The following is a 19,342-nucleotide window of genomic DNA, read 5'->3' as shown; positions in this document are numbered from 1 at the left end:
AATATATGTTCTATCCTGGGAGAGTTGATCAGTATAACTTCTTTGTGTCTTGAGGAAGATTTTGAGACAGCAGACCCTGACGAAAAAACGAGTTAGTCAAAGCTTAAGCACTGTCCTGATGACAGTATCCCTATGGGGACTGACAGGGATATTCCAACCACCTGCAAAAGCCAAGGACGTAGAGCTGAAAGTAGGAGTCGTGCAGCGATTCGGAGACGAACCAACTGACCAGCTAACCTTGAAAGCGACTCCAGGCGATCGCCTTACCTTACGGTTTTTGTCAGGCGATATGCAACCGCAAACGCTGCAAGTGGAAAGCGTCAATCTGGAAACTTTGATGCAAAAGATTCCAGAACCAATGGTGGAAGAGCGTCTCGTACTCAGCAACCACGCCACCTTTGAAACAGCAGAAGACAATGCTAATCAGTGGCGACAGTACGGTATTGAGGTTGAGATTACTCAACCCGAACGCTGGCAAGTTTGGGCAAAACGGAATGTTTATCAAACCCCCTTACTGCGACGGTTGCTGCTTTCTGCACTTCAAGCCAAAGGCGATACAACGGCTCAAATTGAAACAGAAATTCTACAACGAGTGCCACGAGTATCCTTTGTTGTCAATGGCTACCGCTACACTCGTCGGCAGTTGGAGATTTCTTCAGAAAAAAATCTTATTCAGGTTGGTGTTGGGAAGGATGACCAAAACCCACGTCTCTACAGTGGTAGTTTGCGAATTCAACCCAACGCCTACGGGACTTACACCCTGGTGAATCAGGTTCCTGTCGAAACCTATCTGCGGGGTGTAGTGCCTCATGAAATTGGAGCGGGTGCCCCCTATGCTGCCGTAGAAGCTCAAACTATCCTTGCGCGAACCTATGCCTTACGCAACCTACGCCGATTTGTCGCTGATGGTTACGAACTGTGTGCAGATGTCCACTGCCAGGTTTATAGAGGATTAACGGGTACAGCACCGATTACTGACCAAGCGATCGCAGCCACAAAAGGATTGGTGCTAACGTACAACAACGAGCTAGTAGATGCCCTTTATTCTTCAACCACTGGGGGTGTCACCGCTCCTTTCAGTGATGTCTGGAATGGCTCAGAACGCCCCTATCTAAAAGCCGTCATAGACTCACCTAACTTAGTCTGGAATCTAGCGCAAAAGCCCTTAGCTGATGAACGAAATTTTCGGGAATTCATTAACTTAAAGCAGGGTTTTAATGAAACTGGCAGAGATGCCTTCCGATGGAGTAGGGGAAACACACTAGAACAGATAGCCAAGGATTTAAGACGCTATCTTGAAAGATCCAAACACCCCCTTGCCAACTTCACCACAATTGTGCAGATGCAGGTAGTGGAACGCTCTCCATCAGGGCGAATTCTTAAACTCACTGTACAAACGGACAAGGGCGTTATTGAAATCAACAAAAATGAAGTTCGCAGTGCCTTTGGCCCGCCTCGGAGTACTCTGTTTTACTTAGAGCCAATCTACGGAGATAATAAAACCCTCAAAGGCTATACCTTCGTTGGTGGTGGCTTTGGTCATGGTGTTGGCATGAGCCAATATGGTTCTTACAACTTAGCCAATCTTGGCTGGTCGGGAGCAAAGATTCTCAATTTCTACTATCCCGGAACTCAAATTCAACCACTCAATGATTCAATTGTCTTCTGGCAAGAAGAACCAAAACCACTGCTTGCACCTTAATGCATTCACTAATGTGGCATCTGGTCAACCGATGTAATCAACCCTTCACATGATTGTCTTCCGTGTCTCATAAGGATGACCAACAAGCACTACTAGACCTCGCTGAATCTTATTTACGAGAGTCAGTAGCGCCCTTGGCATCAGAGATTGATAGTGATTCAGCGCTTTTGAAAGATGCCCTGCGAGGTATGGGCGATCGCATTTTACTGGCGCTACGGGTTCCTACATCTTGGGGAGGGACACAAGTTAGCGAAGCAACGTATCGCCGCTTTCAGCAGTTGGTGCCACGCTATTCAGGCGCTTTGGCATTCCTCCAAACTCAACATCAGAGTGCTGCCGAACTACTTACTAGCAGTGAAAATGAATCCTTGAAGCGGCAGTACCTCCCCTATATGGGCAATGGGCAGAAGCTAGTAGGTGTCGGCTTCTCCCAACTGCGTCGAACAGGTGACCCACTTGTAAAAGCAATTCCCGTAGAAGGTGGCTATCAGTTAGAGGGAGAGGTGCCTTGGGTAACAGGTTTTAGATTCTTTCAAGATTTTATCGTTGGCGCAGCACTACCTGATGGTCGGGCAGTCTACGGGCTGATGCCATTTGTTGAAACGTTCCAAGATACTGGTGGAGCAATTAGCTACTCTGAACCAATGCAACTCGCTGCAATGGCATCAACAAAGACCGTTACAGCTACTCTGACTCAATGGTTTTTACCCCAAGAACGTATAGTTTTTGTCAAGCCAGCAGGCGCGATTCATGAGAACGACAAGAAGAACGTAATTCATCATGGTTTTTTTGCTTTGGGGTGTGCCAGAGCAGGACTGGATATCTTAGAAACAACTTACTCTAAGAAGCCGCTTCCCTTTCTCAAACAAGCGTTTGAGTCTCTTCACGCAGAAGTTACTCACTGCGATGAAGCGATGATGCTGGCTTTGTCTCCAGACTCCCAGCCTTGGGAAGAACGAGTGCAACTTCGGGCTTGGGCAATCAACCTGGCACTACGATGTGCAAATGCAGCAGTGACAGTTTCTAGTGGTGCTGCTAACTACAAAAATCATGCTGCACAGCGAGTCTATCGCGAGGCATTGGTCTTTACTGTCTCTGGACAAACAACAGCAGTAATGGAGGCAACTCTGGCTCAGTTAGTAAGGAAGTAGCGCTTAGCCGTCAGCTTTCAGCCATGTATAAACGTTGCCAGGGTGGGCGAAGGCATTGAGAGAAGGCGAGTCTCCTTGCCGGATAGCCTCAACCGTTGAGTAAGGCTTCAACAAACTCGTAGCTAGAGAAGGGACGTAGGTCTTCGATGCCTTCGCCAGCGCCAATAAACCGGATGGGTAGACCCAATTCCTGCACGACAGCAAGAGCAACCCCGCCTTTTGCCGTGCCATCAAGTTTCGTTAAAACGACACCACTGAGTTTTGCTGCTTGTGAGAAGACTTCTGCCTGACGTAGACCATTTTGACCGAGTGTGGCATCCAAAACTAGGAGAGATTCAACCTTGGCATTGGGGGCTTTTTTGTCCACAATCCGCCGAATTTTCGCGAGTTCTTCCATCAGGTTTTTCTTGTTTTGTAGACGCCCTGCTGTGTCTACTAGGAGCAATTCTACATCGCGAGATTGAGCCGCCGCGATCGCATCAAAGACGACAGCCGCAGGGTCAGTGTTCTTTCCAGGATTGGCAATCACCTCGGTACCACTACGCTGTCCCCAAACCTTCACCTGTTCCACAGCCGCCGCCCGGAAGGTATCGGCTGCCCCAATTAAGCAATGGTAGCCCGATTTTTGCCCTAGGTGGGCAAGTTTTCCAATCGTCGTTGTCTTTCCTGCGCCATTAACGCCTGTAATCAGCCATATATTCAGTGTGTCTTTTTCTGGCGCAAAATTAGGGCTGTAAGACTCTTGACAAGGTCGATCCAGCAAGTCTCGGAGAATTTGTTTAAGATATGCGATCGCTTGTTCCGGTGGCAGCACTTCCTCCCGCAATCTCTGTTGCAGGGTATTGATAATATAATCCGTTGCCTCGACACCCACGTCTGCCTGTAACAGCAGCGCCTCGATCTCCATCACGGCGTCTTGATTCAACGGGCCTTGACCAACAATCGCCTTGAGTTGGTTAACTAAACTACGACGGGTTTTATCTAATCCCTGACGCAGTCGCTTGAGCCAGCTAATTTCTTCCAGGGAGACATCTTCAGGACGACGCCCTTGTGCTGCCAACACCTCGGCTGACCAGAGGAACCCTTCATCAAAGGCAAGTCCAGGTACTTCCCCTGCTTCAACAGTCGTCGTTGCTGCGGGTTCAGCTTGCTGTACAGCTGCCCTAACAGGCTCAGGTTCTGGTATCTCAATTGCAGTTGCCTTGAGGCGTTCTAGTCGTGCTTGTCGTTCTGCATTAGACTGACGCGCCCAAATTGGGATAGAAGCAGAAGAAGATTCTGCCTCTGACTCAACTGCTAGAGGTGCCGCTATAACAGGCTCAGCTTCTGAATTCATACCTGTAGTAACGACAGGTTCTTCTGATGACACAGCCACTGACTCATCACCAGAGTCCGTTGCGGCTTCAGATGTTGCTGTCTCTTCCTCTAGAACTGGAGCTTCAGCAGTTGGGGTTTCTACACTCTCTTCAGATGGTACGACTAAATTGTCTTGAGATTCAGTGGGTTCGCTATCTGCTGGGATTTCTGGTGCTTCTACTGTAGCCGTTGCCTCTAGTTCAGCTTCAGTAACCACAGGTTCTATTGAAGCCGTGTCTTCTGCCACGGCAGCATCTAGTTCAGGTTCTGAAAGGATTGCTGGAGTTTCAGGTGTTGCTGCTTCAGTTGGTTGTGCCGTCTCTGTTGGGGCGCTCTCCTTAGTGGTTTCTTCTAGCTGTGGGGTATCTGTCACCTCTATAGAGGGAACAGAAGTCTCTATTGCGGCTTCTGGGGCTTGCTCCTCTACCGTTTCGCTGGCAGGTGGTTCTGTCGCCGTTGTCTCAGGTTCTACAGACTGTTGCTGCTTCTGGATGTTTTTGTATGCCGCTTTCGCCCAACTCAGATAATCTTCAGCAACGGCTTGAGTCTGCGCTTCGGTTGACTCAGCAGGTTTTACGTCTGGTTGCTCTGAAGCCTGTTTTTCCTGTTCAACCTGGGGAGTTTCCTCTAAAGGCTTCTCACCCTCTTTACCAATCTGTCGGCGGAACCAATTAAAAACCATTGCACCTACTTGACTACCCGCGTCAATTTATTTTTCTTTATATGGATACCTAAATTCTCTATTGTAGGCGGGCTTCCGCTTTAATGCGATCGGTGACACGGCGTAGGACACCATTGATAAATCGGTGCCCTTCGTCATCGCTGTAGCGTTTGGCAAGTTCTACAGCTTCGTTGATCGCAACGCGATCGGGTACACCCAGAAATGAAATCTCTACTACCGCAATCCGCAAAATGTCTCGGTCAATTCGAGGTAGACGATGAAGTTGCCAATCTTGGAGTGCTTGGGTCAAAATTTCATCGATCTCAGCTTGTCTCCGGTTGATAGTTTTCAGCAGCTCTAAGGCGTAGGTACGGACTTCTTGCTGATTAGACAGTTGAATCACTTCCGGCATTTCTACAGCGCTTCCGAGGCGGTTAATCGCTTTCTCGGTTAGCTCGATCGCATCGGCTACCATCGCTTTGGAACTGTTGACATCAACAGCACGAGTTTCGCTAGTTAGCAAGCGATCGCTTCCTCGTCTGAGTTCTGCTGCTGCCGTCTCTAAAGCTTCTTGAATTTCACCGGTAAGAGTACGAACGGCTGCCAATACTAAATTAGTTAGCTGCTGCGTCTCCAGCCGTTCAGGGGCGTTAGGCATCTGAGATAGGCTCAAAAGAGCCAGTTCACGAGCAATTCTGCGGGGTTGCATGGTACGTCTAGGATAAATAGCACAGTTTAAGGATTTAAAGGATGTTCCGCCATCCATCATTGGAAGAGTAGCTAGTAACTATCAGCTTTCTTCCGTTGGTAGAACCTGACGTCTCATCTCAGGCAGAGGTTGCTCTAGTGGTTTCTTACTATAAGGTGTCTGAAGAGGAATTGGGACAGATGAACCTGTTGGGCTAACAATTCCACCCGAAATGACTACCTTAAAGGCATCTTCTATGGACATTGATAGGTTAACAACTTCGTCTTCCGGAACAATTGCATACCAGCCAGTCGTTGGATTTGGTGTTGTCGGAATAAAAATGCTTAACATTGGGCGAGACATCTGAGATTGAATCTCAGCACTCATCACGCCTGTGACAAATGCGATCGCCCAAATCCCTCGGCGAGGGTACTCTACCAAAATTACCCGGCGAAACTTACCGTTGGAGTCCTTTAAAATTGTCTCCAACAGTTGCTTGAGAGTCTTATAGACGGAACCCGCTAAGGGAATTGCCTGCAAAACCCGCTCTCCAAAATCTAGCAACCACCGCCCTGCAATATTACGTGCCATCAAGCCGATGAGCAGAATACATATTAGTGGCACCGTTAGCCCAACCACCAAATTTAGGAGATTGACCAAAATTGGGTGGAGGTTATCGTAGGGATTGATTTGCTTGGGAATACGGGTTAGAAAATTGATCACCCAACTAGCGATCGTAATCGTTAGCCAAATTGTCGTAGCGAGAGGAATCACTACGAGAAGACCTGCAATCAGGTCATTTTTGAAGTCCTGCTTTAAGCGTTGGATCACAGAGCACCGACTCTCCTTAACAATGGCTCTTAAAATTTTGCTATTGCCATCTCAATCACTGGCTGAGAAAAGCATAAACAAGCTTATAAACCTTACCCTAGCAACCCCTAAGCACAGGAGGACGACCTGCCGTTGATTGGAGGTGAGTTCTCATCTAAGCCACACTTGCTTGCTCCAGTGAAGCTGTGTTCGTGGTAGAAGACTCTATTCTTATTTTTAAGGCTTGTAAAGAAATGTTGCAAGTAGTGATATCCCTGTAGATGTTCGGCTCTCTTCAATATTATTTTGTACTTTTTTTTCAAACATGAATCCATATAACATCGTTCGGTGTCGCCAACCAGACACCGAGAGTAAGCAGAATTATCTTATAAAGACAACTGGTATACCAATTTACAGTTTAACAGAGAGCCTTACGCCCACTGCCGATTTCCCTACAGATACGTTTGGTCAAGTCAGATACTGAGTTTTTGTTATATTTCTTTTATTTTTCTAAGCTTACGATGGTGTACTAATTTCTCTCAATTCACGAGCGGGCATCGATCCATCGGTTGGGGGTAATTTAGTGGATTGCTTTAGCTCCCAAACCTTGAGCAAGATGAGATATTCATAAAAAGCCTGTAGAGTACACCAGGTAAATCCAGCTTTGCCATCAAGGAATCCGCCTAGTAAGAGGTACATATAGATAAAGCGCACGAGCGGTCGTCCAGGTAAGCGCAGTGACAAATCTTTAAGAGCGCGGCGTCTTTCGACTTCTGAGCGACCCCATAACAACGTTCGCCAGTTGACTGTTCCTGCTTGTAGCTGGTGCAGTGTTTCTACGGCTTCATCAGTAGAGTAGCGGTTGTGCTTTTCAATCCAGCGTGTCAAGCCCTTACTGCAGGTGTAGTGAGGATAGGTTTCCTTCAGAAAACCAGTTTGTCCATCACAAACTTCTCGTTCGGTATGACCATAATCACTGAACCAGACTTTATCCTTGTGAAACAGGCGTAGCTGGTAACGGGGATATTGAGTGCAGTAGCGAATCCACCGATTCATAAACATGACGCGCTCAGCGACGTAATAGCCCACGTAGTCAGATGTCTGTATGGCTTCCAGACATTCAGCAAACAACTCTGGGGTCATCCGTTCATCGGCTTCGAGGATGTAGACCCATTCATACTTTGTCGGAACTTCTTTGAGCATCCAGGTGCGCTGTCGCCCGTGACTTTCAAAAGCGTGTTGTACGATTCGTACAGGGTAGCGATCGGCAATTTCTACAGTGCGATCGCTACTGATGGAATCTACGACAATAACATCATCTGAAAGCTGCGCCGACTCGATACAAGCTGCAATATCGAGTTCTTCGTTGTAGGTCAGGATATAAATCGAGAACATCTCAGGTAGGTCATATTAACGATTGAGTCCGGTTTAAGATGCTTCCTCACAAAGAGAACTCATCACAGCGCTGAGTGGTGCTGGTGGCATCAGGAAAATCGAGAAAAACAAATAGTCAAGGTGCGAGGAACTTCGTAAAAACTTCTGGGACCCTGTACTTAGCGGCTGTTCCCCAAGCTACGAAATCCTGTCCAGCCAATGACAATGTAACCAATCGCTAAGAGCAAGCTATTCAAGCCTGTCCTTAAACCTAACTTCAACGCCCCAGTTCTGGTTTGTTTTTCAGCGGCTAACCTCTCACTTCGGATTTTAGTCTGCGCCTGCTCAACTTGTTGATTGAGAGTTTGTGGGTCTTGCTTAAACGACTGTAATTGCTGCTTGAGTGCCTGTAGCCGAGCGAGTTGCTCTCCTTGAACTTGACCACTCGCAATTGCTTTGTCTAGCTCTGAAAGCTTCTGAGGGTCTTTGACAAGAGCATCAACTTGCTTACTTTGATTGTCCAATTGAGTTTCAAGCGTACTCGCTTTCTTGCTGATCTGCTCAAGCGCCTGATTGCTCTGCATCCGAATATTGTTGAAGTGCAACGGCACAAGTACCAGGAAAATTAACCCAAGCAGGCTAGCAAGTATAAACGCCCAAAATCGTAAGTCTTGAACCGCAGACCTAGGCTCTGCTGGTGAAGCTCCGCTAGCATTAGCAATCCAATGCCCCACAACTAAAAGTGCAATACCGACCATCGGGATGATGCCCCGGTCAACCAGTTGGGTGACAAAGCCGATTTGCCAATCTGTCCTTAGTGGGTTAAAGGGAATCGCCAAAATGATGAAGTCTAAGAGAGAAGACACGATCATAACCACCCCGACCGTCTTGAGAGTCAGAGCTGTGTACGGAGAATATATAGCACTACTTTTCATGGGTTATGCCTCTGAGGAATGTGATGATCCATCTCCAACTTTACTGTGCGAACTCCCTTACTCGTCGCCAAGACTGGTACAGCTAGCTTAATAGATGATGATGTACCTCATGCCTTGGGGCGAGATTGGGTGCATCTAGGGATTGGAGAAGGAGGGGAGAGCAATTAGGCTAATCAGCACTCTCGCACTCGGTAATGAGTTAGAGTGATCGCGACTTGGAGCAACAAGCCGCTAAAAGATGCTCATCACTTGGCGTTTGTTGATAGATTACGGCAAGTATGATGCTTAATTAGGGTTTAAGTTTCAGTCGAGCTAGTCATTTTAAGTCGGGTTATTGGCTGGGTCTAGTAGACGTGATTTTTTGTCCGTTGTTCATTGTCTGTTGTAACTGAACTCGTGACCAGTGACTACTTACAAAAAGCGACAAACTAGCTTCTGCAGTGATTAATAAACTTGGACAATATAGAGCCTTGTATAGGTTATAGACATTAGAAATGGGGTGAAAGGTTTTATGAACAAAGTTGTTGAAGTTCTACCGGATAAAGAGGCACTGATTGCGCGATCGCTTGAAGTCGTCCTCTCAAAGATACAATCAGCGATTCAGGAACGAGGTCGGTGTACGATCGCGCTTGCTGGGGGTGGCACACCAAAGCCCTTGTACGAAGCGATCGCCAACCAAAACCTCCCTTGGGATAAGATTCATGTATTTTGGGGCGATGAACGCTATGTGCCAGCTAACCACCCGGATAGCAATGAGGGAATGGCACGGAGTGCTTGGTTAAACAAAGTTGACATACCCGCTACCAACATTCATCCCATGCCCACAACTGGGGAATCGCCATCGGCGGATGCCGAGAAGCATGAAGCCGAGTTGCGAGAGTTCTTTGGTACATCTGTGGGGGAGTTTCCTTGTTTAGATATAATTTTGTTGGGAATTGGCGATGATGCCCATACCGCCTCACTCTTTCCTCATACTGACGCTCTACAAGTGCAAGATCGGCTTGTCACTGTAGGCAACAAAGATGGTCAATCCCGCATCACCTTTACTGCACCCCTGATTAATCATGCCCACTGTGTGATTTTTCTGGTCGCTGGTGCTAGTAAACGACCCGCCCTCGCTCAGATATTTGCCCCTGATGCTGATGCCCTGACTTACCCATCCCGGTTAATCCAGCCCCAAGGTGAGCTTTTGTGGCTCTTGGATGACTCAGCGGGTCTTGACCTAAAACACTAAACTACCTTTGCGTTGACTAATGCCTAAAAATCTAACTGTCTGTTGTGCTTTTATAGGGAGGATGAATTCTGGCTGCAAGGAGGTTCTATGATTGTCTGCCCTAACTGCAATCACCAAAATCCGGACGGTGCTAACCAATGTGAAGCTTGTTATACCCCTTTACCCGCAACCACGAGTTGTCCTAACTGTGGTGCAACTGTTCAGACAGACGCGAGCTTCTGCGGTCAGTGTGGCTTTAATTTAAATGTGAGTGGTTCAACGGGAGGAGGGAATACAGCACCCCCAACCCCACTTCCTAATGTGCCAGACTTAGTAGCTCCTGACCCGCTTGTTGAACCTGAACCTATGTCTGTTAGCTCTCAATTTCCCGATCCGGAGCCGATTTCGACAAATCCACCAACTCCTGACCCTGGCTTCCCACTTCCGGCTACTGTTGTCAGTCAACCAGCCAACCCAGAAGTTGGAACCCCAAGTTCTCCTGACTTAGGTACACTCCCGCCCCCCCCTCCTCCTGTTAGCAACGAACCAGAGGCACCACCTGCGGCAACGAGTAGTAGTGCCCCTATGCCACCGATACCACCTCCTATAAGTAACCTACCTCCTGTTACCTCGACAGGTCTAGGCAAAACTCAGCTACAAGTACAGTCGGCTCACCTCTTACACCTCCAAACGAATACACGGATTGAGTTGCCCTTGAATCTCTCGGTGATTCATATCGGTAAGACCAATGACCAGATTCCACCTGATATTGACGTTTCGGGTTTTCCAAACTCAGAGATTGTTTCCCGTATTCATGCGGATATCCGGGTTGAGGGAGATGCCTACTTCCTTGAAGATGTTGGCAGTTCTAATGGTACTTACGTCAATCACACCCCCCTACCGAGGGGCAATCGGCACCGTTTGCGAACAGGCGATCGCATTAGCTTAGGTAAAGGTGACCAAGTGACATTTTTGTTCCAAGGTTCTTGATGCTTTGGCGACGAGTTGGGTGAACGACACACCTGTTGACGCTCACCCAACACCTTCGGATGAGGGGTCAGACCTAATTGCCGACTTGGTTTTTAAAAGGTAGCTTTGGTTTAAAAATCAAGCTATTATTGGCGTTTCTATTCAGTTGCTAATTTTTACCAACCGAATGAGCATCGGAACAATGCTTAAGGTTTAGGGTAATTGTCTCCTAGGCAGAAGTGGCAACTATCAAGTAAGTATTAAAAACAAAGATTATCTGGCAGCACCTCCTGACATATTGGATAATTCAATCATGAAGACTGTGAACCTTACACCCTTACTCCTGTTCTCTCGTCCTAAGCTGTCGAGGGGCAAGGAGGTAATGAGTGCTTTAGTTCTCAGATCCCAAGCCACTGTCGAAGCATTCAACGTCACTGAACAAGGAGCAGCTACGGCTGTTCAATCAGTTATTCAAGAGTGCCTCAATCGGTTTAGCTTGAACCAACAAGCCAATCCGAAGTATCAGCATTCTTGGTTGTAGTCTAGTCAGTGGACTGAAAGCATGTTCTCTAGAAGAGGCACAGCTGTCAGCCTATCAAGGTTGAAAAAGGTGTTTTATGTAGCTGTGTAATTAGAGTCGGGTAAACTCTCACACGTTGAGATTGCATCCACTTAAACTTAGTCTAGAAACAGCGTCAGTTAACCAAGAAAAGAATCCCCTACTAGTTAGTGGGGGAAGTGTCAAGAGTCTCAGACCGTGAGACGAAAGTCTTTGAAAGATGTAACATCGGTGATTACTCTGACCCTCCTGCATCCTCTCCAGTCTGTGCCTGTTCAAAGTTGGCCTTTTGAAACTGAATCATTGATTCGGATTGGGCGGTCAACTGATAACGAAGTCATTCTCTACAGCGCCGTAGTTTCCCGTCATCATGTCGAGCTAAGGCGTAAAGGTTCAGAATGGGAAATTGTTAGCTTAGGTGCCAATGGAACTTATATAGATGGGAAGCGCATTACCCAAATCCCGGTTGTAGACGGAATGATCATTCGTCTAGCCAGTTCTGGTCCAAAAATTCAGATTCGCCTGGAAGGAGAAACCCCAAAGGCAAAGCTGAAGACGGCTCTAGGTAAGCGAGTCGCTCGATCAAAAGATGTAGACTCATCCAAAGAGACGTTGGTGGATGCCCAAAGTAGTGAAACAGAAGACACTAACTAACCGGATAGAGAGGTGTGGCGTTCCTGGGGCATCGAAGAAAAGTTGACGGATTGCTTTGGCACTTGTGGATTGTTAGGCGATCGCGTAAATCTTCACAGAAAGCGGCAGGAAGCCCCTTCCTACACTGAGTTTTGCCTTCAAAAAACTCGACTATCGAGTGTTTATGAATGATGTACGGTTGTGGTTGCCCCAGGGGCGCATCTATACCTATCCCAATGTGATGGTCGTGGTGGGAGCGCCGAAGTATTACAATAATCGTACAGATACGATTACCAATCCCAGCGTGATTATCGAGGTTTTGTCACCGTCAACCAAGGGATACGATCGCAGCAAGAAGTTTGAGGCATACCGCACGATTCCCACATTTCAGGAATATTTGTTAATCGACCAAACTCGGATATATATCGAACATTTTTCTAAGACGGATAAGAAGCGATGGTCGTTTTGCGAATATGATGAATCAGATGATGCGATCGCGCTAGCTTCAGTATCCTTTGAAGTTTCTCTGGCAGATATCTATAGTAAGGTGAACCTTGAACAGGTAGATGCAGAAACGGCACCCGAAGTTGGAGAAGTTTAAGGTAGTGCAGATTCCCAAATTTTTTAGCTGATGAATAAATTATTTCTCTAGCCAGGTAGGGCACGAATGCCAAAGCCCCTACTGCGTACCTCGCTCTCGCCGAGAATTGCTATAACTTTCATAGATACACGATAACCTGAAAACCTAATTTACCCTTGACAGCTGGGCGATATTGTGAGTTAGAGCCGTGGCGGGGGTCTTGGAGCCTGTAGCGTTCTCTAGCCGTGATTTGACTTGATAATTGTGCTATCAATTCTCGTGATGGTTGAGCGCATCCGTGCTGACGATTAATAGTCTGAGCTTTCATCCGGCTGCTCCACGTCTTTGTATTGCCTTTGTGGAAGAGAATCCTTGATGTCTTTATAGAAGGTTTCAGAAGTGTTCTGGTCGGTATCATCGAGATCAGCATCAAGCTCTCGATACACATTGTCGGCTGATGTCATCGAGGCAGAGGTTTCAGACTCATGTAGATCTAAAGCCTTTCTCTGGCTGGGTGGAAGACGGTCAACTGACTTACGCCCTGTTGAGGGACGGTTCCAGGTTTTCCAAGCCGCTTTGACACCTGCGACAACGCCACGAGTATTAACCTGTACCTTCTTCGCCTGGTTTTTTGCGCCAGTAAGACTTTGATCAACTTGTTTAACCACTTGACCAGCGCTTTTAACCCCTTCACTGACATCATCAGTCAAATCACTGATTTCTAAGCCTGTGAGACGAATTGCCTCTAAGGTAGGCGGCAATTCTCGCCGGAGGGTATCAAATAACTTTTCAGCACTACGGGCTGCCCGTGCTAACTCCTGCAAAGCGGGCAGTGCGGCAACTAAGACAGCAGTCAAGCTGACAGCCACCAACAAAATAGACAATCCTAGCCAAAATAGAGGGTCAATCACCAACGGTTCGCCTACAGCTTATGGTCAGGAACCGACGGCTGAGTCTCAGTGACCACTTCCGCCTTGGACTGTCTGAGTTCTAGATTCTCTCGTTGAGAAGCTTCAATACCTGCGGCGATCGCTTCTCGCAGTCGAGCAAGTGTGCCATCCCAATTACGCAGTGCCGATTCAGAAAGGCGATCGGCTTGTAGCTGTACGCTACTCGATAGATCTTCGGCTAACTCCGGCAAAGCGTCTGCGGATTTCTTCAATAGTTGCCGCGTATCTCGACCCGTGCGCGGGGCAATCAGTAAACCAGTCACGGTTCCGATGGCGCTACCCAGTAGCAAGCCACCAATAAATGATCCAGCACTTTTCTTTGACATTTTCTGGTTCCTATCGCTACACCAATTTTATGCAGATTTGCTCTTTAGAAATTGAACTTAACCTCTGAGTCCTCTGCTTTGTTGTGAATATGCTAGTCATTATCCACTCGTTCTCGCTACTGAACAGCCAGATATACTGGATAGATGTCTAGAGCAACCTTAGCGTAATCCTGTTTTGTTTGAGACAAGCCACACTGTTAAATGGCTGCAACTCTCACGATCGCCGCTTGTAGCGCCGTGGACGCCGTAATCGTTTTGAGGGCGATCGCAAATTACTACGCCTAACCGACCGCCAAGCACGTTGTAGCAAACCGATGAGGGCTAGAACTTGCTGAACTTTTTGCAGTTGAATATCCAGTTGTTGATAGCTCTCTCTCAATCCGTTGACACCGAGTTGTCCCTGCGAAATTGCATTTGGGGCACCGTGTAACACAAGATAGGCACTGCGCTCAACATTAATCAAAATAGCTGTGACAACCACTAGCGTCCGCCGCAAATTCCACACTTGCCAAGCCGCATAGAAGCACAGCAGCGAGATCAATACATTAAGAACCACCACAACTGTTACCATCTTTTAGGCATTCCGCAATCTCTTGGTGGAATTGAACATGAACAATCGAAAGGATGATTATAAACGGCTCCTACTTTAGTCTTGAACTAGCGCTGGTAGAACTTTCTCTCCGAAGGTTTCTATAAATGCTTGCTGTTCTCGGTTCACATTGTGCAAAAGAATATCACTAAATCCCCAGTTCCACATCCTTCTGTAGCCACTCCAGTCTCTCTTGTTTAGGTGCTTAGGGTTTTGATACTTTGATCCATCTGATGTGACGATAAAATCAATCAACTCTAAGTCTATAAGCCACTCTAAACTTAAAGTTCTTGATCCAACAAGGCTCGCTTCCTATGCAAAATCCTCGCCAGTTGGCATTTCTTGCCCTTCGAGATATCCAAAAACGAGGTGCTTATACTGACATCGCCCTTGATCGGGTGCTGAGAACCGCTAAATTAAATAGTGCTGACCGCTCTCTAGTGACTGAACTCGTTTATGGGAGCGTCAGACGAAGGCGATCGCTCGACGCTTTAATTGACCAACTCGGCAAAAAGAAAGCCCACCAGCAGCCCCCTGATCTCCGCACAATCCTCCATATCGGCTTATACCAGCTACGCTACCAATCACGAATCCCTGCCTCAGCAGCCGTTAATACCACGGTTGAACTGGCGAAAGAAAATGGGTTCAAAGGACTCGCTGGTGTTGTGAATGGCTTACTACGACAGTATGAGCGTCTCGCAACAGCTTCAGCCGATGCCGAGTCAAACCCTCCAAAATCACATGACCCGCTACAGTTACCAGAGGAACCTGTGGCACGTTTAGGCATCTTGCACAGCTTTCCTGACTGGATTATCAAGCTGTGGGTAGAACAACTGGGAATCGAAGAAGCTGAATCGCTTTGTGAATGGTTGAACCAATCCCCAACAATTGATCTTCGGGTTAATCTGCTACGGGTATCAATTGAGGAAGTGGAAGCCGCGATGCAATCGGCTGGCGTTGATGTCCGTCGTGTGCCACACCTACCCCAAGCGTTACGAGTGGTTGGTGGTACGGGGGCAATCCAACAGCTACCTGGATTTAATGAAGGTTGGTGGACGATTCAAGATAGTAGCGCTCAGTTAGTAAGCCATCTCCTGAACCCAAAAGCAGGTGATGTTGTTATTGATGCTTGTGCAGCACCGGGAGGAAAGACAACCCATATTGCCGAATTAATGGGAGATGAAGGTAAGATTTGGGCATGTGACACGAAACCTTCTCGCCTGAAAAAGGTGCAAGAAAATGCCCAACGGCTACAACTACAATCCATTCAAATCTGCACAGGCGACAGTCGCAACTTCCCTCAGTTCATCAATTCGGCCGATGCTGTCTTACTGGACGCTCCCTGTTCAGGTAATGGTACACTCCACCGCCGTCCTGATATCCGTTGGCGTGTGACACCAGCAACAGTCGATGAACTTTCAGTGTTGCAAGGAGAACTCTTAGAACAAGCAGCAACCTGGGTGAAGCCTGGAGGCATCCTCGTTTATGCTACCTGCACACTGCATCCCCAGGAGAATGAAAGGGTAATTCAAAGCTTTCTTGAGCGTCACTCTTCCTGGCAAATTGAGCCACCACTGGCTGATTCACCCCTTACTAATTTCACCACACCACAAGGCTGGATGAAAGTTTGGTCTCACCGCTATCAAATGGATGGCTTCTTCATGGTGCGTCTAAAACTAGGGAGTGGGGAGGAGAGGGTTTTATAGCGGTTTGCAATTGGAGGCAATACACTTTGACCTCTCCAACCTCTCTCCTAATCTTGAGATAGGCTTACCCCCTTTTCCTTGCAGGGAAGGGGTTGGGGGTTAGGTCTCTTATTTCACTCAAACGAGAAGCTCTATATTTAACTGTGCCTCTTGGCATGGTATTTGTTGTATCAAAAAGCTGAAGCGTTGAGAAATCAACGTTTGCTAACTTTAACCTGTGATTTCCGTAACCCGTTTCAGTGTTCTGTTATAGATAGAGGGGCACTTAGTTAGTTAAAGAAAAATCATGGTTGCAAACTCTAGTGTTAAACAATTAGTCAAGATTCTGATTGGTGCGGCTTGGATTGACGGCAAAGTTCAGCCAGAGGAGCGGGAGTATCTCAAGCGAGTGGCAACACAATCAGGCGTTGCTGACGACCCAGAGATTCAGCCCTTGTTGTACGAACTCAGAGCCGTTCTCCCTGATGAGTGTTATACCTGGGTGAAAGAATATTTAGGCGATCGCCCAAGTTCGGAAGATTACGAGCGGCTGATTGAATCCCTCAGCGCTTTAATTTACAGCGATGGCGATGTTGCCACAGAGGAAGCTAAACTCTTGACTCGCTTGCAGCTTCTCGATCCATCGAATACTGCACAAAAGTCGGGGCAAAACAACGTCCTCAAAGCGATTCAAAAACTTTACCACCGATGGATAGATAAACAAGCTTAACAATTTAAATTCTTCTACGGAGACCAAGACCTTTATCCCATCCCCGCTGATTGGGGTTGGATTGGGGATGACAACAGCAATCCCCCAGCCTCGAATTTTGATGATTTGGTGAAGTCCCTTGATTCAGGAAACTATTTTCTTTTACTTAGCAACTAATGAAGTGGAACTAGCGTCTTTTACCTTGAGGTTGTTCATAACAACTTAGGTAAAAACTGCTGTAATTGAGCATTTTGCAGTGTGAGCCACTAAAAAGTTTAGCTAGTAAGTTCTAGGAACATTTAACGCCATCTCAGGTCTGATTACTTAACAACGCAATTGTTTTTGGAGAACGCCTTCAATGTCTAACTTCTCTCGCTGGCAAGCAGGAACCGCCGCTTTCCTAGCGCTCGGAATCACCACTGGAACCCTTGCCCCTCTCGTGTCAACTGCCCCTGCTTTTGCACAAGCAAGCGGTTTTAGTGATGTCTCATCAAACTACTGGGCAGAGGATTTTATTTCAGAACTGTCAGAACGGCAGATTATCGCTGGATTCCCTGATGGCACATTCCGCCCTGATGCACCAGTAACCCGTGCCCAGTTCGCGGCGATGCTGCGTAAAGCGAATGAATCCTTCGATCAGCCATCTGTTCGCGGTAATACCAATTTCGTTGATGTCCGCTCAAACTACTGGGCAGCTTCCGCCATTCAAACTGCCTACACAACTGGCTTCATGGCAGGTTACCCTGGTAACGTTTTTAGACCAGAGCAAAATATTCCCCGTGAACAAGTCTTAGTTGCGCTTGCAAATGGACTAGATTACTCTTCTAGCACAGCAACATCCAGTGTTCTGAATATCTACAACGACGCTTCTAGGATTTCTAACTTCGCTCGCGATCCAATTGCGGCGGCAACAGAAAATCAGTTGGTGGTGAACTACCCCAACCTCTCGACTCTGAATCCAACTCGCAATGCAACTCGTGCAGAAGTAGCTGCTTTCATCTACCAAGCATTGGTCAAAGAAGGGGAAGCGGTAGCGATCAACTCGCCCTATGCCGTTAATCAGACACCAGTAGTAACTGGCCCTGTGACGATTCCTTCCGGGACTTCTATTCCTGTGCAGTATGAAAGAGAAAAAATTCTCATCACAAACGAGGAAACTGTACCACTAACCCTGACAGTGGATGCTAATATCACTACGGCTGATGGTAGAGTCCTGATTCCTGCCGGAAGTGAGGTTATTGGTGAGTTACGTCCTGCCCAAGGTGGTGCTCAGTTTGTCGCCCAAACATTGGTGATGGGTAGCCAGCAGATGCCAATCAACGCCACATCTCAGGTGATCACCACGACTGAAACTGTTCGCAAGGGCATTAATGTTGGCAATCTTGTGAAGAATGCGGCATTAGGTACAGCCGCTGCTGCCGCGATCGCAGCCGTCACAGGTGACCGGGCGATCGCTACTGAAGAACTCTTGATTGGTGGTGGTGCAGGTGTTGTACTCAACCTAATTTCGACCTTCCTCGGACGCAACAGCGTTGACCTGATTTCGATTGAACCTGACACAGACCTAGACCTCAGATTAGGCTCTAACTTGGTGATTACCCCTCGATAGATTGGGTAAATAACGACAAGTTGTGAAGTCGTAACTAAATATGGGGGTACGGTATACCGTGCCCCTAATTTATTTTTATATCGCTTCTGTAACCAAGTATGATTAGGGACTCGATTGTAATTCAATTGAATAGATTGTAAATTCCATGCTGGGTGAAACTGATCTTGATGTTCTGCTTAAATCTATGAAGCCTGTCCTGCGGGACGGAGAGTTTGTGTTTTGTACTTTATCTCCTGAACGTTTTAATGAATTGGCTGTTCAACCTATTGGCCAGTTTCAGGAAGATGAAGGGCTGACTTTAATTCTGAAACGAGAACAAGCAGATAATCTGGGGTTGCAGTACGAATATATCTCTCGGATGATTACTTTATCTGTACATTCCAATCTGAATGCCGTAGGTTTTCTAGCCGCAATAACGGGAAAACTTGCTGAGTATGGCATCAGTGTCAATCCAGTTGCAGCCTATTACCACGATCATTTGTTTGTACCTACAGAAAAGGCAAACGCTGCAATGGAAGCACTCGCTGAATTGTCGATATAACGAGGCAGTATTATGCATAACGAATATACAGAGTCAAAAGTCATTATTTTTGATACCACAATGCGGGATGGAGAACTGATGCCTGGTATCAAAATGAATGCTGACCAAAAGATGAGTATCGCTGAGCTTCTAAATCAGATGCGTGTTGATGTGATTGAAGTAGGGTATCCGGGAGCTTTTAGGAAGGATTTTGATGAAATCTCAATGATTTCTAAAAATGTCAAAGAAGCTACAATTTGCGGATTGTCTAGTGCAGCGCAGCAGAAATAACCCACCAGTTCAAGCGGCCTCTGGGTAGCCCT

At 47.1% G+C, this 19,342-nt stretch carries 21 protein-coding genes; 13 read left to right on the top strand and 8 right to left on the bottom strand.

Annotation, left to right across the window (positions count from 1 at the left end):
- Positions 1 to 118: 118 nt before the first annotated feature.
- Together AC5JL3_RS00105 and AC5JL3_RS00100 are read left to right on the top strand one after the other, a co-directional pair.
- Positions 119 to 1,702, top strand: a complete 1,584-nt coding sequence (locus tag AC5JL3_RS00105) for a SpoIID/LytB domain-containing protein (protein ID WP_496072555.1) — start codon at positions 119 to 121, stop codon at positions 1,700 to 1,702.
- Positions 1,703 to 1,764: 62 nt separating this feature from the next.
- A complete protein-coding gene (locus AC5JL3_RS00100; protein WP_496072554.1) occupies positions 1,765 to 2,853 on the top strand; it encodes an acyl-CoA dehydrogenase family protein in 1,089 nt (362 codons plus the stop codon).
- An 88-nt stretch (positions 2,854 to 2,941) separates the two neighbouring features.
- Here AC5JL3_RS00100 and ftsY read toward each other — a convergent pair whose 3' ends face one another.
- The 5 genes from ftsY to hpsJ-B all read right to left on the bottom strand — a co-directional run bounded on the left by ftsY (position 2,942) and on the right by hpsJ-B (position 8,677).
- Entirely contained in the window at positions 2,942 to 4,891 is a 1,950-nt protein-coding gene (gene ftsY, locus AC5JL3_RS00095) for a signal recognition particle-docking protein FtsY (RefSeq protein WP_496072553.1), read from the bottom strand.
- A 58-nt stretch (positions 4,892 to 4,949) separates the two neighbouring features.
- Positions 4,950 to 5,579, bottom strand: a complete 630-nt coding sequence (nusB, locus tag AC5JL3_RS00090; protein WP_496072552.1) for a transcription antitermination factor NusB — start codon at positions 5,577 to 5,579, stop codon at positions 4,950 to 4,952.
- Positions 5,580 to 5,660: 81 nt separating this feature from the next.
- Positions 5,661 to 6,389: a DUF502 domain-containing protein gene (locus AC5JL3_RS00085; RefSeq protein ID WP_496072551.1), complete on the bottom strand. Its 729-nt coding sequence runs from the start codon at positions 6,387 to 6,389 to the stop codon at positions 5,661 to 5,663.
- A gap of 495 nt (positions 6,390 to 6,884) precedes the next feature.
- Complete coding sequence (locus tag AC5JL3_RS00080) at positions 6,885 to 7,763, bottom strand: glycosyltransferase family 2 protein (RefSeq protein ID WP_496072550.1); 879 nt, start codon at positions 7,761 to 7,763, stop codon at positions 6,885 to 6,887.
- Positions 7,764 to 7,921: 158 nt separating this feature from the next.
- Positions 7,922 to 8,677, bottom strand: coding sequence for a hormogonium polysaccharide biosynthesis protein HpsJ (gene hpsJ-B / locus AC5JL3_RS00075; RefSeq protein ID WP_192222377.1), 756 nt, complete (start codon positions 8,675 to 8,677; stop codon positions 7,922 to 7,924).
- 45 nt (positions 8,678 to 8,722) lie between these two features.
- On the opposite strand from hpsJ-B, the gene AC5JL3_RS00070 reads away from it, so the two are divergent.
- The 6 genes from AC5JL3_RS00070 to AC5JL3_RS00045 all read left to right on the top strand — a co-directional run bounded on the left by AC5JL3_RS00070 (position 8,723) and on the right by AC5JL3_RS00045 (position 12,652).
- On the top strand, positions 8,723 to 8,845 hold the full coding sequence (locus AC5JL3_RS00070; RefSeq protein ID WP_277927628.1) for a hypothetical protein: 123 nt from the start codon (positions 8,723 to 8,725) through the stop codon (positions 8,843 to 8,845).
- A gap of 343 nt (positions 8,846 to 9,188) precedes the next feature.
- A complete protein-coding gene (gene pgl / locus AC5JL3_RS00065) occupies positions 9,189 to 9,911 on the top strand; it encodes a 6-phosphogluconolactonase (protein WP_496072549.1) in 723 nt (240 codons plus the stop codon).
- An 87-nt stretch (positions 9,912 to 9,998) separates the two neighbouring features.
- A complete protein-coding gene (locus tag AC5JL3_RS00060) occupies positions 9,999 to 10,880 on the top strand; it encodes a double zinc ribbon and FHA domain-containing protein (protein ID WP_496072548.1) in 882 nt (293 codons plus the stop codon).
- 292 nt (positions 10,881 to 11,172) lie between these two features.
- A complete protein-coding gene (locus tag AC5JL3_RS00055) occupies positions 11,173 to 11,400 on the top strand; it encodes a hypothetical protein (RefSeq protein WP_496072547.1) in 228 nt (75 codons plus the stop codon).
- A gap of 249 nt (positions 11,401 to 11,649) precedes the next feature.
- The gene (locus AC5JL3_RS00050; protein WP_192222438.1) at positions 11,650 to 12,072 is read left to right on the top strand and encodes an FHA domain-containing protein; all 423 of its coding nucleotides are present in this window, start codon (positions 11,650 to 11,652) and stop codon (positions 12,070 to 12,072) included.
- A gap of 88 nt (positions 12,073 to 12,160) precedes the next feature.
- On the top strand, positions 12,161 to 12,652 hold the full coding sequence (locus AC5JL3_RS00045; protein ID WP_496072628.1) for a Uma2 family endonuclease: 492 nt from the start codon (positions 12,161 to 12,163) through the stop codon (positions 12,650 to 12,652).
- A gap of 287 nt (positions 12,653 to 12,939) precedes the next feature.
- On the opposite strand, the gene AC5JL3_RS00040 is transcribed toward AC5JL3_RS00045, so the two are convergent.
- From AC5JL3_RS00040 to AC5JL3_RS00030, 3 genes are all read right to left on the bottom strand, one after another.
- On the bottom strand, positions 12,940 to 13,542 hold the full coding sequence (locus AC5JL3_RS00040) for a DUF948 domain-containing protein (RefSeq protein WP_496072546.1): 603 nt from the start codon (positions 13,540 to 13,542) through the stop codon (positions 12,940 to 12,942).
- An 11-nt stretch (positions 13,543 to 13,553) separates the two neighbouring features.
- A complete protein-coding gene (locus tag AC5JL3_RS00035; protein ID WP_192222372.1) occupies positions 13,554 to 13,907 on the bottom strand; it encodes a YtxH domain-containing protein in 354 nt (117 codons plus the stop codon).
- A 214-nt stretch (positions 13,908 to 14,121) separates the two neighbouring features.
- The gene (locus tag AC5JL3_RS00030) at positions 14,122 to 14,478 is read right to left on the bottom strand and encodes a hypothetical protein (RefSeq protein WP_496072545.1); all 357 of its coding nucleotides are present in this window, start codon (positions 14,476 to 14,478) and stop codon (positions 14,122 to 14,124) included.
- Positions 14,479 to 14,810: 332 nt separating this feature from the next.
- Between AC5JL3_RS00030 and AC5JL3_RS00025 the strand changes: the two genes are divergently transcribed.
- From AC5JL3_RS00025 to AC5JL3_RS00005, 5 genes are all read left to right on the top strand, one after another.
- On the top strand, positions 14,811 to 16,202 hold the full coding sequence (locus AC5JL3_RS00025) for a 16S rRNA (cytosine(967)-C(5))-methyltransferase (protein WP_496072544.1): 1,392 nt from the start codon (positions 14,811 to 14,813) through the stop codon (positions 16,200 to 16,202).
- A gap of 286 nt (positions 16,203 to 16,488) precedes the next feature.
- A complete protein-coding gene (locus AC5JL3_RS00020; protein WP_496072543.1) occupies positions 16,489 to 16,911 on the top strand; it encodes a tellurite resistance TerB family protein in 423 nt (140 codons plus the stop codon).
- Positions 16,912 to 17,248: 337 nt separating this feature from the next.
- Complete coding sequence (locus AC5JL3_RS00015; RefSeq protein ID WP_496072542.1) at positions 17,249 to 18,499, top strand: S-layer homology domain-containing protein; 1,251 nt, start codon at positions 17,249 to 17,251, stop codon at positions 18,497 to 18,499.
- Positions 18,500 to 18,644: 145 nt separating this feature from the next.
- The gene (locus AC5JL3_RS00010; protein ID WP_496072541.1) at positions 18,645 to 19,040 is read left to right on the top strand and encodes an ACT domain-containing protein; all 396 of its coding nucleotides are present in this window, start codon (positions 18,645 to 18,647) and stop codon (positions 19,038 to 19,040) included.
- 12 nt (positions 19,041 to 19,052) lie between these two features.
- A complete protein-coding gene (locus tag AC5JL3_RS00005; RefSeq protein WP_496072540.1) occupies positions 19,053 to 19,310 on the top strand; it encodes a hydroxymethylglutaryl-CoA lyase-like TIM-barrel protein in 258 nt (85 codons plus the stop codon).
- The last annotated feature ends 32 nt before the right edge of the window (positions 19,311 to 19,342 follow it).

Source organism: Symplocastrum torsivum (assembly GCF_059505465.1).
The sequence above is the reverse complement of the archived record's forward strand: the minus strand, read 5'-3'. Positions and strand labels throughout refer to the sequence as shown.